The 15,123-nt window shown below is 58.6% G+C and carries 11 protein-coding genes, 1 tRNA gene and 1 pseudogene; 6 read left to right on the plus strand and 7 right to left on the minus strand.

The window, feature by feature from the left end:
* Positions 1 to 197 precede the first annotated feature (197 nt).
* The 3 genes and pseudogenes from HUU46_04695 to HUU46_04705 all read left to right on the plus strand — a co-directional run bounded on the left by HUU46_04695 (position 198) and on the right by HUU46_04705 (position 4,253).
* The gene (locus HUU46_04695; protein NUM52924.1) at positions 198 to 782 is read left to right on the plus strand and encodes a GNAT family N-acetyltransferase; all 585 of its coding nucleotides are present in this window, start codon (positions 198 to 200) and stop codon (positions 780 to 782) included.
* Positions 783 to 1,574: 792 nt separating this feature from the next.
* Positions 1,575 to 1,763: pseudogene (locus HUU46_04700) on the plus strand (TIGR03016 family PEP-CTERM system-associated outer membrane protein).
* Positions 1,764 to 2,072: 309 nt separating this feature from the next.
* On the plus strand, positions 2,073 to 4,253 hold the full coding sequence (locus HUU46_04705) for a dynamin family protein (GenBank protein ID NUM52925.1): 2,181 nt from the start codon (positions 2,073 to 2,075) through the stop codon (positions 4,251 to 4,253).
* A gap of 76 nt (positions 4,254 to 4,329) precedes the next feature.
* Here the strand turns inward: HUU46_04705 and HUU46_04710 are convergent, their stop codons facing one another.
* On the minus strand, positions 4,330 to 5,316 hold the full coding sequence (locus tag HUU46_04710; GenBank protein ID NUM52926.1) for an aldo/keto reductase: 987 nt from the start codon (positions 5,314 to 5,316) through the stop codon (positions 4,330 to 4,332).
* Positions 5,317 to 5,667: 351 nt separating this feature from the next.
* Here HUU46_04710 and HUU46_04715 point away from each other — a divergent pair, with 351 nt between their 5' ends.
* From HUU46_04715 to HUU46_04725, 3 genes are all read left to right on the plus strand, one after another.
* The gene (locus HUU46_04715; GenBank protein NUM52927.1) at positions 5,668 to 6,108 is read left to right on the plus strand and encodes a PEP-CTERM sorting domain-containing protein; all 441 of its coding nucleotides are present in this window, start codon (positions 5,668 to 5,670) and stop codon (positions 6,106 to 6,108) included.
* Positions 6,109 to 6,359: 251 nt separating this feature from the next.
* Positions 6,360 to 7,061, plus strand: coding sequence for a hypothetical protein (locus HUU46_04720; protein ID NUM52928.1), 702 nt, complete (start codon positions 6,360 to 6,362; stop codon positions 7,059 to 7,061).
* Positions 7,062 to 7,395: 334 nt separating this feature from the next.
* Positions 7,396 to 8,211, plus strand: a complete 816-nt coding sequence (locus tag HUU46_04725; protein NUM52929.1) for a prolyl oligopeptidase family serine peptidase — start codon at positions 7,396 to 7,398, stop codon at positions 8,209 to 8,211.
* Here the strand turns inward: HUU46_04725 and HUU46_04730 are convergent.
* The 6 genes from HUU46_04730 to HUU46_04755 all read right to left on the minus strand — a co-directional run bounded on the left by HUU46_04730 (position 8,206) and on the right by HUU46_04755 (position 15,123).
* Positions 8,206 to 8,793 carry a YihA family ribosome biogenesis GTP-binding protein gene (locus HUU46_04730; protein ID NUM52930.1) on the minus strand — a complete coding sequence of 196 codons (588 nt, stop codon included), beginning with the start codon at positions 8,791 to 8,793 and terminating at the stop codon, positions 8,206 to 8,208. The genes HUU46_04725 and HUU46_04730 overlap by 6 nt on opposite strands.
* Complete coding sequence (lon, locus tag HUU46_04735) at positions 8,790 to 11,162, minus strand: endopeptidase La (protein ID NUM52931.1); 2,373 nt, start codon at positions 11,160 to 11,162, stop codon at positions 8,790 to 8,792. Before lon ends, HUU46_04730 begins: the two co-directional genes overlap by 4 nt.
* Positions 11,163 to 11,397: 235 nt before the next feature.
* Positions 11,398 to 12,678 (minus strand): ATP-dependent Clp protease ATP-binding subunit ClpX, encoded by a 1,281-nt coding sequence (gene clpX, locus HUU46_04740; GenBank protein NUM52932.1) that lies wholly within the window; start codon positions 12,676 to 12,678, stop codon positions 11,398 to 11,400.
* A 216-nt stretch (positions 12,679 to 12,894) separates the two neighbouring features.
* A complete protein-coding gene (gene clpP, locus HUU46_04745) occupies positions 12,895 to 13,488 on the minus strand; it encodes an ATP-dependent Clp endopeptidase proteolytic subunit ClpP (protein NUM52933.1) in 594 nt (197 codons plus the stop codon).
* A complete protein-coding gene (gene tig / locus HUU46_04750; GenBank protein NUM52934.1) occupies positions 13,481 to 15,016 on the minus strand; it encodes a trigger factor in 1,536 nt (511 codons plus the stop codon). The genes clpP and tig overlap by 8 nt, the downstream gene beginning before the upstream one ends.
* Positions 15,017 to 15,038: 22 nt before the next feature.
* A tRNA-Leu gene (locus tag HUU46_04755) sits at positions 15,039 to 15,123 on the minus strand.

The following is a 15,123-nucleotide window of genomic DNA, read 5'->3' on the forward strand; positions in this document are numbered from 1 at the left end:
CGCGGAGACGCCCGTCTACAGTGTCGGCGGAAGCGGAGCATTCGTAGCGGCCGCAGGGTTTGTTTGGGGCAGGGGCACGTTCGAGAAGCATAGGAAGGTGGGCAAAGGAACCTCCCGTCAAGATTTCCTTCAAAATCCCGGATATCTGGAGTATACTGGACTCGGCGAGTGACGGGTAGACGGAGAAGGGGACCGCGGTGATCTTCCGTTCGACCGACCGGCTCATCCTCCGGGAATTTCGGGATGAGGATTGGAGCGACGTGCACGAGTATTCTCGCGATGCGCGTCTGACCTACTATCTGAATTGGGGCCCCAATTCCGAAGAACAGACCAAGGCCTTCCTAAAGCGCGCAATACGCCACCAAACGGAGATTCCGCGCACGAACTTCGAACTTGCGATCGCGCGCGTGGACACGGGAAAAGTGATTGGCAACTGCCGCCTTATCTCGATGCTTCACCGGCACCGGTCAAGCGAACTGCATTGTATCATTCGGCGCGAGGATTGGGGAAAGGGCTTCGGTTCCGAGGCCATCGGCGCTTTGTTGGCGCTGGGCTTTGAAGAGTTCAAGTTGCATCGAATTTTCTCGGTCGTTGACCCCGAGGACGTTGCGAGCGCGCGTGTGCTCGAGAAGTGCGGCTTCCAACGCGAAGGTCACTTGCGCGAGCACCTTTGGAACAAGGGCCAGTGGCGCGACTCATTGCTGTACGCTATCCTCGATTATGAATGGGCGCAACTGAACGGGAAACCGATGGAGCTTGAACTCGGCGACCCCGTAGCGTGACCGTATTTCTACTTTGCGCATTTGTCGCGTTTTCATGCGCGAAGCGTAAGCACTTCGACAAACTTTCGATTGTCGGAATCCGCCTCCGGTGCTAGACTGAAAGAGTCGGGAGTGTTGCAGTCTGGCGCCATTCAGGACGCCGCGCATATGGAGGAGCTTTCCATGATGCTGCGCAGAATGCCGGCCCGCCTCTTGGTCATGATCGCCGTTGTCGCGGGCGCGGCGCTTGCCGATTCCATCACCATAGCCGGCACGCAGTATACCGGCGTGATCGTGCGCGAAAGCGAAAGCCGGTACTATGTCGCGACGCCGCAAGACGGCAAAGCGTTCAGCGTCTTAAAATCCGAGGCCAAGCCCGATTCCGTTGTGTTACTGCCGAACGCGGAGCGCGAGAAACTTCAGCGAGAATGGGAGTTCAACGCGGGGTACGCGCATAAGGCCGCAGCCGAACAGCGCGAGATGCTGAACCAGGCGAAAACGGGCCAGAGCGTGCCAGAGCCGATTCGGATCAGCGCGCCTGCTAATCTGTCTCAATCTCAAGGCGGAACATACGTGACCGACGGAATGGTGCAATCCATCAAACTCAACAACGTCCCGCTGCGGGATGCAATGGATGCGCTGTTGCGTCCGCTCAACCTCACATACGAGACGGACAACAACCATCTATTTATCACGACCCCCGACCGTGTGCGGACGGAGTCGACGGGCAACCTGGAGACGCGCGCGTATACCACGAATGCGGTGTCGGACACGCTTCCAAAGATCGTCGTGGCGAACCCCGGCGGCCCGATGGGCGGCGGTAGTTTCGGAGGCGGCGGCTTTGGTGGTGGGGGACAGGGGGCCGGCTTTGGCCAAGGTGGTTTTGGCGGCGGCGGATTTGGGGGAGGTCAACTTGGGTTTGGCGGCGGCGGGTTCGGAGGAGGCCAAGGTGGCTTTGGAGGCGGCGGGTTCGGCGCTGGCGGATTTGGTGGCGGAGGCGGCGTCCAAATCAGCAATATCAGCCAGTTGTTCAGCACCATCGATGACCGGCTCGTGGGCGAGACGCCTGCGGTCATCGGCATTTCCGTATCGGGCGGCCCCACGCCAACGCGCCAACAGGGGGCAAACCAAGGGTTTAACGCGAACAGGCGATAGAATCGTAATTCACGCCGAGTAGATTGTTTACAGGCCCGTGCTTCTAGGTGCGGGCCATTTTTTTGCCCCGGCGTTTTTTGCTTGCAAAATCGGGATTCGTTTTACACGATCTCTGCGTTCCAAATCGCAGTTTTCCAGGTCGAGGGGGCAGAACCCATGAGCATTGAACAACACCACGCTAATCGTAGTTGGGCCTTTGACGCGTTGAATACGCTGAACCGTTTCGTGTCCGACGGGGACATCGAGGGCCCAGTCGAATCGGAGATTTCGGAGATTGAAGCGAAGCGCCGCAATTTGCTTGAGGGCAAGTACCGCACGCTCATTCTCGGCGCATTTAACGTCGGGAAATCGACGCTCGTCAATGCGTATCTCGGCGAGGAATACCTGCCGACGATTCTCGAAGAATGCACAACGAAACTGACGCACGTCGTTCGTGGAGACGATATGCGGACGGTGCTTCGCATGAACGCGCCTGCCACCGAAGACGAACTGAACGCGTTGCGGGATGTCCATAGGTCGCTGAATATTTTCGTGGACGTGTCACAGGACTCGCATCGCGGGCATGTCGTCATGGCGTATCCAGAACACAACCCGAAGTCCGTCAACGGCACCTTGAAGACCCTCATCACGATGAGCAGCGACGAGGACTTCCCGAATCTGGCCACCTTGCGCACGAAGTTCGAGGAGTTGTTCGTTTACATACCGAACGAGCGCATCGCGGACGATGTGTCGCTTATCGATTCGCCCGGCGTGCATAGCATCGTGCATACGAACAACCGCATCGCGCGGGAAGTAGTGCCGTCGAGCCATCTCGTGATCTGCATGCTCGACAGCCAGAACGCGGGCAACGAGCAGAGCCGCGACTTCATTGCGAACGTGATTCAGCCCGCGAACCGCAAAGTCTTTTTCGTCATCAACAAGGCTGACCATCTGACGGACCAGGAAATCGATCCGACTGGACATCGCGGTCCGGGCAAGGACCTCGTGCGCAGTCTCGCGGGAGTCGTGAAGAACCCGGAGATTTTCTTCGTGTCGAGTCTGTATGCGCTCGCGGGGGAGATGCTGGCGTCAGGGCGCGCCACGCTGGACGAAATCGACATGCATCCGAAAATACGAATTCCGTTTGCGGTGCATAAGGAGCTCCAATCCAGCCCGGACCCCGTCAAGGCGACGGCCCAATACCTCCTCGCGCGCAGCAATTTCGCGGGGCTGCGGCACCGTATACACGAGTATTTGTATACCGAGAACGCAGAGGGCGCGATGGTGGACAGCGTGTGCAATTTCGTGGACGAGACGGCGTGGAAGTACACGCGGCCGCTCGAAATGAAACTCGAACAGGCCAAGAACATTCCCAAACTCGAAGACCTGCAGAAAAACCGCACGCGCCTCGATCAGCAGTTGTCCGAATTCCGCGGAAATGCCGAGCGTATTCGCTCGGACAACGAGGATCGGCAGAAGCACTGCAAGACAGTTGTGGACGACTTGTTTGATAAGCTCGCGATCGAAGACGCGGTTTTGAAGCCAATCCGGAATTGGATCGATTCGGGCGAGAACTTCAAGAATGCCAAGCGGCAGGGGTACAAACCGCTGGCATCCGAACTCGAGCGGCTCGTTGGGGAATTCATCGACGACGTGCAGCGGCGCGCCAATCGTGAGGTCGAGTCCGTCGAGACTGTTGTACGCGGCGATATAACGAAATTGCTTGGCGACAGCGCGGTTATCGACAAGCGCGAACCGATTAGCGTATCAAAGACTGGCGTTGTCGCGCTGCACGCCGAGATGGGGTCGTCGTACCTTGGGTTCGGTATCGTCGGAGCGCTTCTTGGTGCGGCGGGATTGGGCGGTGCGGGATTCGCCCTCGTGAACGATAACCTTATTCAATCGCTTCAGCTCGCCGAGAAGTTGGGCGGCGCGACACTGCCGCCGGCACAACAAGTCGGCGCGATCGGGGGAGGCTTGGCGGGTTTAATTCTCGGCGGGATCATTGGACTGATCGTGCGTTCCGGCGGCGCCGACGCCGTGCGCAAGGAAAAGTTGAACAAAGCGATCACGGAGAAGGTCGAGCAGATGCTCTCGACGGAAGTGCTTGGACAGCTTCGAGAGGCCGTCGAGTCGCGATCGAACGCGTTTACGTTGAAGGTCACGACGTTGCTCGACAAGGGCGCTGCTGCAATCCAAAGTCAGATCACGGCCATCAACAATGAAGAGGCCGAGTTGAAACAAATGCAGGCTGGCGCGATCCAGCGCATTACGCCGAAACTGGAGACGCTCGCCACACTGAGCAAGAAGGCGCGGGAGATCATCCAGTGGGGCGCGGCGAAGAAGGGCCGTAACTGAGGGCCGCCAACGAGAGACCTGCGCCCGTTGGGCTTGACACGTTAGTCAAAGTCTCCGGTTGTGCGTTGGCAGACTACTATTTCTTCGTCAGCAGGTCCATCGCGATTGCGGTTGGTTCGCGATCGGTGGCCAGCGGTGGATCGATGGAGAGGGCCGTGATTTCGGCGCGTTGAGCGGGTGTGAGGCGAAACTCCGTGCATGCCAGCGCCTGATTCAGTTGATCCAGGTTGCGTGCTCCAACAATTGCCGAAGTGACAGCCGGGTGATCGATAACCCATCGAGTCGCCAGCGCGGACGGCGTTTTTCCGTGCGACCGCGCATAATCGACAAAGCGCGCGGCGATTTGTGAATACTCCTCCCGTTTGTATCGTTCGGCGTACATCGGATGATCTACGATCCGTCCGCTTTCGCCGCGCAGATATTTTCCCGTAAGCAATCCGGCGGCAATCGGACTGTAAGGGCACACCGCCAGTTTTTCCGATAGCGCGAGCGGAAGGATTTCAACCTCGGCCTGCCGCTTGACGAGATTGTACATGGGCTGGGTGCAGGACACGGGCGCACCGCCGTTGGCCCGTGCCGCCGCGATGGCCTTCATCGTTTGCCATGCGGAAAAGTTCGACACGCCGCAGTAATAGACCTTGCCCTGTTCGACGAGCGTGGCAATGGCGCCTAACGATTCCTCGATAGCGGTTTGTTCGTCCCAATGGTGCAAGTAGAGTATGTCGAGCCAGTCGGTTTTCAGGCGCTTCAAACTGGCCTCAACGCCGCGTATGATGTGACGCCGCGAACTACCGTAGTCGTTCGGGCCGGGGCCGGTGGGAAAGTGCACCTTCGACGCAAGCACGATTTCGTTACGACGGGGGCCGATCCATCGTCCGATGATTTCCTCGGTGACGCCCTTGTTGTAGATGTCGGCGGTGTCAAGAAAGTTCACCCCCGCGTCAAACGAGCGGTTCATGATGTCCACCGAAGTTGCCTCGTCCGCCTCTTTGCCGAACGTCATCGTTCCGAGGCACACCTCGGAAACACGAATCCCTGTCGTTCCAAACGCCACGTATTGCATTAATTTGCACCTGCCAAGGGGTTTTAATTGCGGCATAGATTATCGCACGGAGTTGCGCGAGATCGCGCGCTGCCTCGCTGCCTGCGTCATCCCCGATCACACAGTGTATGCAAATCGACAGAATGCGGTTCAGCTCGTTTGCAGCCATTGGATACGGCGATTGTGGGTCACACTTGACTAACTGTGCATCAATGCTGCGCAGGTTTTTTGCTCTGGGACTTCGAGCGGTTGATAGCCGCATTCATAAGATGCTGGAAATAAGTAACTTAAGAACCGATTGTAAACGTGGCGATTTTGGCCCGAATCTTGCCCCTACTTACCCATTAATGTAAGAGGAGGAGGGGTTTTCCCATGAGACGGACTTGCGGATTTCCCATAGCATTCCTGGCCTTCATGCTGGCCCTGCCCGCTCTGGCAGGGATAACATCTGCGACGGAAAATGACCTATCGATCGACAATGCACCTGCCCTCGGCGAAGTCGCTGGATCGTTAGACGATTCGCTGGATGTGGCACTCAACGGACCGAAATCTGGTGAAGATATCGCAGCGCCGAGTGCGGATGATCGCGGCGGCTACTTCGCGGATGCGAACAGCAAGTCGCTGCATGCGTTTTCCAGAGGCGCCAAGCACGGCTCCTACTGGTGGTGGTGGGATTGGGACTGGGATTGGGACTATGACTGGGATCACGACTGGCCGCATGGTGGTGGTGTGGTTCCAGAGCCGGGTTCGATGCTGCTATTGGGTATTGGGTTGAGCGCGCTCGCGCTGCGGCGGCGTGCCAATCGCCGATAACACTCGTCGAAAGAATCTACTCTACGCGAGGGCCCCAATCGGGGCCCTCTTTTTTTGTTAAATTTGGCGCTGTGCGCAGTTTGACGCTCGGCGACAAATCGTGTCACGAATCGAGCCTGTTCACAAATCGAGCAGTTCCCATAAGTCATTGTTCCGTAATATGTTGCGTGTGACAACTCCGCTTCGGCACCGCGATTGCACTCTCCCCGCCATCGTTGGGGTCGACATTTCGAACCGAAGTGGAGATGCGCATGAACATACTCAAACATTCGCGCCTGGGTTTGATAGCACTACTCTTGGCTTGCGGTACCCCGCTGGCCATGGCGGAAACGCACTTTACCGCCGCTGAATATGCAGCCACTTGGGGGAGTTGGGATACCGGGTCGTTCGCGCTGTTCGATGGGGCATATGACTTCTCGCCGGACGCGAGCGGGAATGCGGATGTATCATCCGGGGCCGCCATGTACTGGGAATTGGTCTACGACGGCGCGGGGCTGCTGACGTACAGTTGGGGCGAATCGTCGAGCGACCTCGATGACTCCATCCAATTCGATATCGGTACGGTCAGTTTCGATTACCTGAGCGTCGCGACGGTCACAAAGGGAAACGGCAAGCCGAGCGCCGTCGTGTCTAATCTCATTTTGGAAACGGACATGGGCGTGCTGAACGGACCCGATTTGAGCAGCAATTCGCCGGACGCGAGTTCGTATATGTTTAACTTTGGCGAGGTGCAATCATTCGGCGCGTTTACGTTGAGCGGCGAGACAACGTTTACCTGGAAAGGCAAGGGGTCGAATGCGAGCGCACTCGCGGTCATCGTGACCGGCGGGATGGATTCGCCGGTCGTGCCGGAGCCAATGTCGATTTCGATGTTACTCGCAGGTCTGGCTGCGCTGACGGTGCGATCCGTTTACGCACGGCGTCCAGCGAAGGCCGCCGCGACACCGGCCTAGCTCCAAGCGCACTCCCGCATTTCGGAGTATTCAATAATCGCTTTCAGTTCGCGCGCACGCCCGAGCGGCGTGCGCGCGGTTTTTTTGAATACAAATCTCGGTGCGGGCGTCTAGCGCTGTGTGAGGTTTGGTGGGGCCAGGTCTTGAAGGACTGGTTCCTGGCCCAGTAGACTTGGCCATGCGCTGGAACGCAAAAGGGACGGAACAATGGAATTCCTGCTTATTCTGCTCGGCATCATTACCGCGATTTTTGACCTCAGCTTCGACGAATTCTTCCAAGGACTACTTTTCATTTTCGAATTCTTCTAGCCGGGACGTACGAAGGGTCCGCACGGTGGCCCGCGTTCGATCGCTCTGTCTGGCATCACTCTGCGTTCTTGTAGCGGCGGCTGCATTTTCTGCCGAACCCACGAGTTCGACGCAGTTCGGCGCCGAACGACGCCTGTTCAAAGTTGGGGAGAACAAGGCATTTGTCATTCTTCCGACGAAGACCGCGGAGGACGGATCGAAGCCGTGGGTGTGGTATGCACCGACGTTTATCGGTCAACACCCAGACGAAAGCCACGCGTGGATGGCGGAGCAGTTGCTCGACGCGGGCTTCGCGATTTGCGGCGTCGAGGTGGGGGAGTCATACGGCAGTCCTCGAGGGCGAGCAACATACACGGCTTTCTATAATCACGTAACACGTGAGTTCGGCCTTGACCCGAAGCCCTGCCTGCTCCCGCAAAGCCGCGGAGGCCTCATGCTCTTGAACTGGGCGAGCGAAAACGCGGCGCGCGTTGGATGTATCGCAGGTATCTACACCGTGTGCAGCATCGAAAGCTATCCGGGAGTTGAGAAAGCCGCGCAAGCATATGAGATGGATGCCGACGCGCTGCGAGCGCGGATTAAGGAGCACGATCCTATTGACCGAATCAGACCGCTTGCGGACGCGAAGGTCCCCATGCTTTTCATTCACGGCGATTCGGACAAGGTGGTTCCGATCGAAACGAACGCGGGGGAGTACGTGTCGCGGTGTCAGAAGATGGGAGGTAGCGCATCCATCATTGTGGTGCCGGGAAAGGGACACGAGGTGTGCCCGGAGTTCTTCCAGTCGCAATTGTTCACCGACTTCATCCTCTCGATAGGCACGAAACGCCCCACGTCATGACTTGAGCGTGGCGTCGATGACATTCCAGACGTCGCGCAGTCCCTGCTTGCTGTTTGCGGAAAAGGGAATGATTGCAGCGTCTTCGTCAAGTCCAAGGGCTTTCCGGATCGTTTGGCTGGCTGCCTCGACCTCGCTGGGGCGGAGTTTGTCGCTCTTTGTGGCGACGATGAGCGAAGGCACTTCGGCGTCCTCGAGCAGGTCGAGCAGATCGAGGTCCTGATCCGCGGGTGTGTGGCGCGAATCCATCAACGCAACTACGAGGCGCAAGGGCCTGCGGGCTTTGAGGTACGACGTCATCACCGAGGCCCACTGCTGGCGCATTTCCTTGGACACTCGCGCGAATCCGTAACCGGGAAGGTCTACAAAGTAGTACTTGCCGTTCACGTCGAAAAAGTTGACCGTCTGTGTCTTGCCCGGCGTCTTGCTCGTTTTCGCGAGGCCCTTCTTGTTGAGCAGTACGTTCAACATCGTCGATTTGCCGACGTTTGACCGCCCGACAAACGCAATTTCCGGGCGCCCATCAGCCGGATACTGATCGGGCCGCATTGCGCTTTTCACGTAAGACGCGGATAGGATCTTCATCGCTTCGCGCGCGCAGACCGGGTCGCGTGCTTCGCCGTGCGGTCGAACGCTTCGCAAAGCACCTCATCGACCTCCGTCACGTGGACGATGGTGAGTTCCTTCTTGATTTCCTCCGGTACGTCAACCAGGTCCTTTTCGTTTTCTTTGGGCAGAAGTACCTTGCGAATACCGGCGCGGTGCGCCGCAAGCATTTTCTCTTTGATGCCGCCGACGGGCAGCACTCGGCCGCGCAGCGTGATTTCGCCGGTCATCGCGAGCTGTGGCGCGGGGGGGGCGTTTCGTAGCGCGGAAACCATCGAAACGGCCATCGCCACGCCGGCCGAAGGGCCGTCTTTTGGAATGGCCCCCTCCGGCACGTGCACGTGAAGGTCGAACTTCTTGTTAAAGTCAACAGGGATTCGCAATTCCTTCGCGTGCGATCGCAAGTAGGTGTACGCGGCGTGCGCGGATTCCTTCATTACGTCGCCGAGCTGGCCCGTCAGCGTGAGGATGCCTTTGCCTTTCATTGTGCTTGTCTCGATGTGCAGGATGTCTCCGCCGGCCCACGTCCACGCCAGGCCGATTGCCACGCCGGGCCGCGGCTCCGTGTCCGCGCGCAAATCGCTGTATTCGTGGGGGCCAAGCAATTCGGGCACGGACTTCTCGTCGACAAGGAAACTCTTTGCCTTGCCGTTTTGCACGACGCGGCGCGCCACTTTGCGGCACACGTTGGCGATTTGGCGCTCGAGTTCGCGCACGCCCGCCTCTCGCGTGTAGCGCTGGATGAGCGTGTGGATGCCGCCGGGATCGAACGCGATGTGCTTTTCCGTAAGGCCCGTTTCCTTCATCTGGCGTGGAATAAGGAAGAGCCGCGCGATATGGTCCTTTTCGTACGACGTGTATCCCGACAGACGGACAACTTCCATGCGATCGTGCAGCGGGCCGGGAATCTCGTGTTCGCTGTTCGCGGTCGTGATAAAGAACACTTCGTGTAGATCGAAATCGACTTCGAGATAATGGTCGCTGAACGCGGTGTTCTGTTCCGGATCGAGCACTTCCAACAATGCGGACGAGGGATCGCCGCGGAAATCCATGCTCATCTTGTCGATCTCGTCGAGAATGAACAATGGGTTCTTCACACCCGCCTTTTTTATGCTTTGTACGATGCGTCCCGGCATGGCGCCGACGTACGTGCGGCGGTGGCCGCGGATTTCAGCCTCGTCGCGCACGCCGCCCAGCGACACGCGAATGAACTTGCGCCCCATCGCGCGCGCGATCGATCGGCCCAACGACGTCTTGCCAACGCCCGGCGGGCCCACGAAGCAGAGAATCGGCCCTTTCGTGCTCTTGCTCAGTTTGCGGACCGCAAGGTACTCGAGGATGCGCTCCTTCACTTTCTTGAGGCCGTAGTGGTCCTCGTCGAGGACCTTTTGCGCGACCTCGAGATCGATGGCGTCCTTGGTGCGTTTGCTCCAGGGCATGTCCGCAAGCCACTCGATGTACGTGCGGATGATCGCGCCCTCGGGACTCATCGACGGCATGCGCTCGAAGCGCGCCATTTCGCGCTCGGCCTTTTCCTTGACCTCCTTCGGCATGCCGGCTTTCGCGATCATGGCGCGCAACTCGGAGGACTCATCACCGGCGCCTTCCTTGTTGCCCAGTTCCTGGTGAATGGCTTTGAGCTGCTCGTGGAGGAAGTACTCGCGTTGGCCGCGGTCCATCTGCTCGCGGATCCGCTCGCGCACTTTCTTCTCGATATCGAGCATCTCGGTTTCGCGCAGCAGGAGCACGGACAGTTTTTCGAAACGATCTTTGACGTTGACGAGTTGGAGCAGTTCCTGGCGCTCCTCGACGCGGAGCGGGAGATAGGCGCACAACAAGTCGGCGAGCGCGTTTGCCTCGGTCACCCCGCGCAATGAGGCGACCACTTCGGGCGCCACGCGGCCGCTCTGCCGGACGTACGATTCAAACTGCCCCAGGGCGGTCCGCATCACGGCCTCGGACTCAGGCCCCTCGAAGGTCTCTTCGGGGACCGGATCGACGGTGGCCTCCGTCACGCCACTGCGGTCTTTGATTTTGACCAGCCGGCCGCGGCCAAGCCCTTCGACGACGACCTTCATCGTACCGTCAGGCATGCGCAGTGTTTGCAGCACGTTTGCCGCCACGCCCACGGAATGCAGTTGTTCCATCGTGGGGTTATCGACCGTTGCGTCTTTCTGCGTACACAGAAAGACGGGGACGCCCGACGCGAGGCTGGCCTCGACCGCGCCGAGCGAAGCGGGCCGGCCCACGAGCAGGGGGATTACCATTCGTGGAAATACGACCACGTCCTTAAGCGGCAGCAACGGAATACGCTGCGTATCAACTTCCGATTTCGGCTTGGTAGCCATGAAAACTCCTATCGTTCACACCCGCAAGGGGTATCGATATGTAACGCGCACCCCGGCCCGGTTATTGCCTGCGAAACAAGGCTGCCGCACCCTATCGTAGACAACTTCCAAGCCAAATCGCGATTTATGCGCACCAAAAAAGCCGTGCCGGAAGGACCAGAGGCCCTTCCGGCTAGTGACGGCGACACCCTCTTGCGCTGAAAACCGAGGGGGAGAAGAATCCGATTCGGAACGGCTACGCCAGCGCGGAGCGGCCCTGGTCCGCGCTCAAACCCTTGTAATCCTCGTGCTCATATACCAGTAGCGGTTCTTCGCCGTTACGTATGACGCCCGGCGTGATGATGCATTCCTTCACGTCCTTGCGCGACGGGATGTCGAACATGATGCTCAACATGGCGTCTTCGAGAATGCTGCGCAACCCGCGCGCGCCCGTTTCTTTCTGAATCGCGAGGTCCGCAATCGCCTCGATCGTTTCATCCTTAAAGTGGAGCTTGACGTTCTCGAGTTCAAACAGCTTCTGGTATTGACGCAGTATCGCGTTGCGCGGCTCGACCAGTACACGGACGAGGTCGTCGCGATTGAGTTCGTGTAACGTGGCGATGATGGGGAGGCGGCCGGTGAATTCGGGAATCATTCCGAATTTAATCAGGTCCTCCGGCTCGACCAATTCAAGGTATTCGCCGACCTTGCGATCCTTGCGGCTCTGGATGTCGGCGTTGAAGCCAATGACCATTTTGCGCGTGCGCTTCTCGATAATTTTCTCGAGGCCGTTGTACGCGCCGCCGCAGATGAAGAGGATGTTGGTCGTGTCAACCTGGATGCATTCCTGCTGCGGGTGTTTGCGTCCGCCCTGGGGCGGCACATTTGCGACGGTGCCTTCCAAGAGCTTCAGGAGGGCCTGTTGGACACCTTCGCCGGACACGTCGCGCGTGATAGAAGGGCTGTCGCTCTTTCGCGCGATCTTGTCGATTTCGTCGACATAGACGATGCCGGTCTCGGCGCGGCCCTGATCGAAATCGGCGGCCTGGAGTAATTTGAGAATTACATTCTCAACGTCGTCGCCAACATAACCTGCTTCGGTAAGGGTGGTGGCGTCAACGACTGCAAACGGCACATCGAGCAGCTTGGCCAAGCTCTGGGCCATGAGGGTCTTGCCGCAGCCGGACGGCCCGATCAGAAGTACGTTGGATTTCTGTATCTCGACACCGTCGATTTCGCCGCCGGAAGCGATGCGCTTGTAATGGTTATGAACGGCGACGGAGAGGATTCGCTTGGCCCGTTCCTGCCCAACGACGTATTGGTCGAGGAAATCTTTAATTTCGGCAGGCTTTGGAACGCGCAGGTTCCGTGAAACGCCCTTCCGGGCCCGGTCTTCCGCAACGATTTCGCCGCAGAGGTTCACGCATTCGTCGCAGATATTCACATCGGGGCCGGCAATGAGCTTGCTGACTTCGTCGTGGCGTTTGCCACAGAACGAGCAGGTATGCACATCGCCACGGCTGCGCTGAGGGGCCATACTATCCTCCCTTACGAACGGCCACGTTCGAGGATTTTATAGCAGTTTAAGGAGGGCGTTGTCAACAGTTTTCTCTTCCGCCGACTCCGCGTTTGCAGTCCCTATCCCTATTCTGCCTTCCTCGGTACGTTCCGCGCAAGTTCGCACGGCAAAACTACTTGATTACTACCATGAATCCGCGCTTTTGCTACGGAGTTGCCCTCGCCTAACCACATACTAACGTTTCAACACTTCGTCAACAATACCGTATGCCCGGGCCTCGTCGGCCCCCATGAAGAAGTCGCGGTCACTGTCGCGGCGGATAATCTCGATGGGTTGGCCGGTATGGCGCACGAGAATCTCGTCGATCATCTCGCCGATGCGCACGATTTCGCGGGCCTGGATTTCGATGTCAGACGCCTGGCCCTGGATACCGCCCATGGGCTGATGGAGGAGGAAGCGCGAGTAGGGGAGGGCGAAGCGTTTTCCTTTCTTGCCGGCCGCCATCAGTACTGCGCCCATGCTCGCGGCCTGGCCCAGACAGATGGTCGAAACGTCGGGCTTGATGTACTGCATGGTGTCATAGATGGCCATGCCCGCCGTGACGCTGCCGCCGGGCGAGTTGATGTAGAGTTGGATGTCCTTGTCCGGGTCTTCGGCTTCTAGGAAGAGCATCTGCGCGATAATGTAATTCGACACGTAATCGTCAATCGGCATGCCCAGAAAAATGATGCGATCGGCGAGCAGGCGCGAGTAGATATCGTAGGGGCGTTCGCCGCGGCTCGTTTGCTCGTAAATGGTGACGGCGTGGACGTCCAACGGATTACGCATCTGCGTCATTTGCCTGCTCCTCGAGCTCGTCGCGCTCGACTTCCTTGTCCGTGATCTTCGCGTTTTCCATAACGATTTTGATGGCTTTTTCGCGAAAGATGCGTCCCTCGTAGGTGCCGCGCCTCTGCGATTCCTCGGACATGTACTGCGAAACCATGTCCGCGCGCATCCCGGTGCGCATGGCGATATCTTCGGCCATGGTCTCGAAATCCTCGTCCGTCACGGTGACGCCTTCGGCGTCCCCGATTTCGTTCAGGGTGACCATGCGTTTGATCTCGAGTTCCGCCTGCTTCTTGGATTCCGCCATGAGTTCTTCGCGGCGATGCTCGATTTGGTCAACGGGCACGCGCTGGCGGACGAGTTCGCGCGCACGGTCTTCCATTAGACCACGGGCCACGTCTTCCACCAGCGATTTGGGCAATTCGTACTTGCTGACCGCGATCACCGCGTCCAGCGCGCGGGCCCTGGCAACACGATCGCTGTGCTCGGCGGAATTGGATGTGAGCTGGTTCTTGATGCGTTCCTTGAGCGCGTCAACGTTTTCCGCTCCGACCTGCTTGGCGAAATCATCGTTCAAGTCGGGAAGGCTGCGGCGCTTCACCTCCTTCACGTTGATGGTGAATTCCGCTTTCTTGCCGCGCAGGTCCGCGTTCGGGCTTTCCTCCGGAAGCTTGACTGTGCAGGTCAATTCGTCGCCGGTCTTCGCGCCCTTAAGCGCCTTCTCGAATTCAGGGAAAAACCGCTTCGTGCCGAGAATGTAGGGATAGTTCTCCGCGCTGCCGCCGGAGAACGCCTCGCCATCGACGGCGCCCTTGAAATCAATGATGACCTGGTCGCCGTCCTTGGCCTTGGTTTTTGCGTCCGCGGTCTCGAAGGTCGAATAGCGGCCGCGCAACTCGTCCAACGCTTCCTTCACGTCCTTTGCGTCGACGGTGACGACGGGGCGCTCGACTTTGACCCCCCGGTACTTGCCCAACTCGACCTTGGGGGAAACCTCGAACTTCAGCGTGAACGCCAGCGGTTCGGACTGTGGTTGCTCGCGCAACGCTTCGAGTCCGTCGACATCCGGCATCTTGATTGGGGTGAGTTTCTTGTCCTTGACGAGCTTCTGGAAGGCGGCGCTGATGAGCTTGCCGTCCACCTCGGCCTTGACATGTTTGGCGAACTTGCGCTCGATGAGCGGACGCGGCGCGCGGCCCCGGCGGAAACCGGGCACCTCGGCGCTCTCGCGGATTTCGTTGTACATCGAGTCCGCCTGCTTCGAGCGGTTCGCGGCGGGCACGAGGACCTTTACCTCATAGGCACACTCGCCTTTGTAGTCCACGTCAAACGTGGGGTCCTCGGCAAACTCGAACTCTTCCTCGCCGTGATCGTGGTCGTGATCATGGCCGTGGTGGTGATGATGCCCGTGGTCGTGATCATGGTCATGGTCATGATCGTGGTCATGGTCGTGATCGTGTTCCGCCGTCGCGGTGGCAACGCCGGCTTCTTCTGTCCCGGTCTCTTCGGATTTCTTTTTTCTCGGCATGGATTCCAAATCGCTTCACGGTTGGTGGGCGAGGCGGGACTTGAACCCGCACATCTTGCGATACTGGATCCTAAGTCCAGCGCGTCTGCCAATTCCGCCACTCGCCC

This window comes from Candidatus Hydrogenedentota bacterium, from assembly GCA_013359265.1.
Lineage (GTDB): Bacteria > Hydrogenedentota > Hydrogenedentia > Hydrogenedentales > SLHB01 > JABWCD01.